This window comes from Pseudoalteromonas simplex, assembly GCF_015278155.1.
In the GTDB taxonomy this organism is placed as follows: domain Bacteria; phylum Pseudomonadota; class Gammaproteobacteria; order Enterobacterales; family Alteromonadaceae; genus Pseudoalteromonas; species Pseudoalteromonas simplex.
Genome location: NZ_JADILN010000054.1, coordinates 1 through 359, shown reverse-complemented (window position 1 = coordinate 359; position 359 = coordinate 1). Strand labels below are relative to the sequence as shown.

At 47.4% G+C, this 359-nt stretch carries 1 tRNA gene; it reads left to right on the top strand.

The features are described from left to right. Positions 1–51 precede the first annotated feature (51 nt). A tRNA-Gly gene (locus tag IRQ78_RS20495) sits at positions 52–127 on the top strand. The last annotated feature ends 232 nt before the right edge of the window (positions 128–359 follow it).

Below are 359 nucleotides of genomic sequence, written 5' to 3'. Positions count from 1 at the left end.
CGCAACCTTCAGGTTGTGCGACAACGGACAAATTACTGACTACTTTTGAATGCGGCACTAGCTCAGTTGGTAGAGCGCAACCTTGCCAAGGTTGAGGTCACGAGTTCGAGCCTCGTGTGCCGCTCCAATTTCTCACCAAAAGAAATTGATAAAAGTTTCAAGGGGAAAGTAACTAACTTGAAGCTTGTAACTTAAAACTAGTAACTTATTGTGCGGCACTAGCTCAGTTGCCAGAACGTTTCACCGCAACCTTCAGGTTGTGCGACAACGGACAAATTACTGACTACTTTTGAATGCGGCACTAGCTCAGTTGGTAGAGCGCAACCTTGCCAAGGTTGAGGTCACGAGTTCGAGCCTCG